Annotated in this window: 2 protein-coding genes and 3 pseudogenes; 4 read left to right on the top strand and 1 reads right to left on the bottom strand. The window is 64.6% G+C overall.

The window, feature by feature from the left end:
- A pseudogene (locus ATN84_RS27825) lies at positions 1 to 128 on the top strand (DNA primase); the annotation flags it as partial.
- A 320-nt stretch (positions 129 to 448) separates the two neighbouring features.
- A pseudogene (locus tag ATN84_RS26085) lies at positions 449 to 1,357 on the top strand (DUF2493 domain-containing protein); the annotation flags it as partial.
- On the opposite strand, the pseudogene ATN84_RS26080 reads toward ATN84_RS26085, so the two are convergent.
- Positions 1,354 to 1,446 (bottom strand): annotated as a pseudogene (locus ATN84_RS26080) (type II toxin-antitoxin system prevent-host-death family antitoxin); the annotation flags it as partial. The pseudogenes ATN84_RS26085 and ATN84_RS26080 overlap by 4 nt on opposite strands.
- 17 nt (positions 1,447 to 1,463) lie before the next feature.
- Between ATN84_RS26080 and ATN84_RS12930 the strand changes: the two are divergent.
- Both ATN84_RS12930 and ATN84_RS12925 read left to right on the top strand, forming a co-directional pair.
- Entirely contained in the window at positions 1,464 to 1,724 is a 261-nt protein-coding gene (locus tag ATN84_RS12930; protein ID WP_068882079.1) for a type II toxin-antitoxin system prevent-host-death family antitoxin, read from the top strand.
- 960 nt (positions 1,725 to 2,684) lie between these two features.
- Positions 2,685 to 3,008 (top strand): DUF736 domain-containing protein, encoded by a 324-nt coding sequence (locus ATN84_RS12925; protein ID WP_068882078.1) that lies wholly within the window; start codon positions 2,685 to 2,687, stop codon positions 3,006 to 3,008.
- Positions 3,009 to 3,409: the final 401 nt, after the last annotated feature.

Below are 3,409 nucleotides of genomic sequence, written 5' to 3'. Positions count from 1 at the left end.
TCCTGCCGCTCGTGCTCGCTCCGGAGCTCGGCGACTTCAACGACGACCTGCGTCGGCTCGGTCCCGACCGACTTACGGCGCATTTGCGAGCGCAACTCGTCCCCGAAGACGCGCTGGCCATCCCTCCGCGTGAACCGGCCGTACGGAAAAGCGAGGGATACGCGGCGTGGGGTAAGGCCGGTTCTTGCCGGTCCTCGTCGGTGAGCGGGCGCCTGCGGCCTGCCGGAAGGCGCCTCGTACCATGCGGGGGCGGGCCTTCAGCGGGCCAGTCGGGTTTCTTCCCCGCGCCGGCAAAGCCGGCGCTCCTCGCGGGCCAAGAAACCCTCTCGTTCCCGCCCGGCGCTTCGCTGGGCCGCGGCACAGGGCGCCGCGGTTCCGGCCCGCCCCCACATGGACAGAGATCGCCGTCAGGCCGCGAGAGGCGCGGCCGCAACCGATGGAGATCATCATGAACCCGACCTTGCCCCTCGACGACGCCTTCGAGCCCCACCATTCATCCTCCCCGACCGACCGCTTCATCTACGAGATGCAGATTTATGGCCATCGCCCCTTCCAGGACGGGCCAGATCCGCGCCCGCTGCCCGAGGAGCCAGTCGTCCAGTCCACGCTGACCACGGTCTTCGATGCACTCACCGAGATGCTTGGTGACACGCGGCTGGAACCCGATGTCGAAGACCTGCTGTGGTCGACGGTCAATCTGTTCCACCGCGCCAGCGAACGCATCCAGCGCGAGCTCCACCACAACGAGGATGCCCAGCGCATCGGCCAGCGCGAGCAGGACGGTAGCGAAGTGAAGAGCGTCGAGCTTGAGCGCCGCATCGCCGAAGGCGTCACGCTTCTGGAGCGCCGCAACGCCTTCGAGTTCATGCGCGACTATGCGGCCGACCTGTTCGAAGCTCAATGCGGTTCGGCATGGCGACCGCGCACCGGCTCGAAGGTCAGCCACGCCAACATGACCGCGGCAATGATCGACAGCCGCGACTTCCTTTCCGCCCGCCGCCATGCCGAGACGGAAGTTCTCATTCCGGCTGGGACCAAGATCGCCTTCGGCGGTGGCGTCGACTACAATGATCACGAAGCGATCTGGGATGCGCTCGATCGTGCTCGAACGAAGTTCCCGGACATGGTGCTGCTGCACGGCGGCTCGCCGAAAGGGGCCGAACGTATCGCCGCCTGCTGGGCCGAGGCCCGCAAGGTGACGCAGATTGTCTTCAAACCGAACTGGACGAAACATGCGAAGGCGGCCCCCTTCCGGCGAAACGACGACATGCTCTCGGTCATGCCGAGCGGCGTCATGGTCTTTCCGGGCTCCGGCATCACCGGCAACCTCGCCGACAAGGCCCGCCGGCTTGGCATCAACACGAAGCGGGGTTTCCGGTGCTTCGTGAGGACAACGGGTTCGCGGCTGGCGGCGTCGGTGACGTCGCCAACCTGCTTGTTGAGATCAACAAAAGGAGTACGGCATGCGGCACTTCACGACAGGCGATCTCAACAAGCAGGTTGGCGACGTCACCGACGCCGCCAGCCGCGAACCCGTTGTCCTCACGAAGCACCGGAAACCCCGCTTCGTGTTGATGAGCTACGAGCACGACGAGCGGATGCGCATCGGTGGAGGCCCGCGTCGTGCTTATCTTGCCTCCAGGATGCCGGACGAACACAAGGGATTCTTCGCCGCGGAGATCGACCGACTGGCGCGCGGCGAGGGGTATGATGATGAGCCGTGAGTTCCTGCCCGGTCAGGCCCCCCGCCCGGACGTCCACCGGCAGGCCGAGGCTCGCCAACATCGCCTTACAGAGGTATCGAGCAATCAGCGGTCGATCCAAGGCGCGCTTATCCTCGCCGGGCGGGCTGCGAAGACAGGTCCGAGGCGAAAGCGCGAAGTCCGACCGGCATGCGGGAGACCTCCGTGGCGCCGGCGGAAGCCGGCCCTTCGCGGGATCGGTTCGGCTCGTGCTATTCCGGGGTGGTCGGGAGGATGGCTTTGTTGCCTAGCCCGCCGCCCGCGCGCTGCGAATTGTCGAAGATCGTACCGGTTCCGGGCATTCCGCGCCGGACAAGTGACGTATTCCACCCCTGCGCGACCGTCCTGAACCAGCCGCCGGGTTCGACCGCCGGAGCTTATCGAAGAGCACGGGTGACCGGGAGTGTCCTCGCGCGGCCGCTTCTGATCGCGGGGCGACGATGGCAATGACGGGGTGGCGAATCCCGCCGCGCCTGCGATCATGGCGCGTTGTGGAGAGGTGGCGATGCGGCTTGGTGTGCGTCGCCACCGTTACATCCGGCCCACTCCCGTGTTATGTCGCCTTGTAGAGAACCGCCTGCTTACCGCGGTCAACCCCCGCTGGGGGTACGCTCGACAAAAATCCAGGAAAATTCGATTTCGTTTTTTGCCTGCGGGCCAGGCACTTTCCCTCCCGCAAGCGGGACCCTTGAGGAAGTGCGGCCCGCATACTGCGGCAAATAGAATTTTCCTGGATTCATGCCGAGTGACCGCAGCAGGACGGCTCTCTCCTTTGACGCCATCGGGAATGGTCCCGATGCAACCGAAGGAGAACTACAATGGCATCCACAATCGCAAACCTCACCACCAAGGCTGATGGCTCGATGGAAGGCATCGCAGCAGGACGGCCCTCTCCTTTGACGCCATCGGGAATGGTCCCGATGCAACCGAAGGAGAACTACAATGGCATCCACAATCGCAAACCTCACCACCAAGGCTGATGGCTCGATGGAAGGCATCTTCGCCACGCTCCGGATCAACGCTCCAATCGCCGTCCTCCCGAACGCGAATAAATCCCGCGAGGACGCCCCGGACTACCGCGTCATCAACAAGCGTACCGGATTCGAGATCGGCGCGGGCTGGAACAGGATCTCGCCGCGCACCGGAGTGGAATACACCTCGATCCGGCTGGAAGCTCCCGAGATTGGCGTGATCTTCGGCAATGTCGCTCCCGCCCCCGGCGGTGAGGAGAACAAAAGGGTGATCCTCTGGAACAACCCGGAGTGACAGAAGCGAGCCGGCCCCGAGAGGGGCCGGCTTTTTGCATGTCTCCGCCTCGCAGCGGCCTGTCGATCGGCCGCCTCATCGAAAGGGATACCCCTCGCGCTCCCCGCCGGCGAGGCCGGATAAGGACGCGCCCTGTCGGGCGCGGGGTTCTTCTTCTGACTTCCTAGTTTACGCCAGCCCATCCGGTGTCAAGGACGAGCGGCCCCTCCAATTTTTACGTCGACCCGCAGGCGGCTCGCCGCAAAAATCGGTTCCTCCGCTCGCCGCGTGGCGGCCGCGTACCGCGGTCCCTGACACCTCTGGTCCACAACGTGGCCTTCTTTCGTCAGAAACGAAAGGAAGACAATTATGATCAAGTTCAATGCACTCGACCTCATCCCGACCGCCGTCGCCATTCGCGC

It is taken from the genome of Paramesorhizobium deserti (genome assembly GCF_001558695.1).
GTDB lineage: Bacteria > Pseudomonadota > Alphaproteobacteria > Rhizobiales > Rhizobiaceae > Paramesorhizobium > Paramesorhizobium deserti.
The sequence above is the reverse complement of the archived record's forward strand: the minus strand, read 5'-3'. Positions and strand labels throughout refer to the sequence as shown.

Excerpts from the sequence above, each read along its gene's own strand:
- ATN84_RS12925 (WP_068882078.1), top strand. The coding sequence starts at position 2,685 with ATGGCATCCACAATCGCAAACCTCACCACCAAGGCTGATGGCTCGATG.
- ATN84_RS12930 (WP_068882079.1), top strand. The coding sequence starts at position 1,464 with ATGCGGCACTTCACGACAGGCGATCTCAACAAGCAGGTTGGCGACGTC.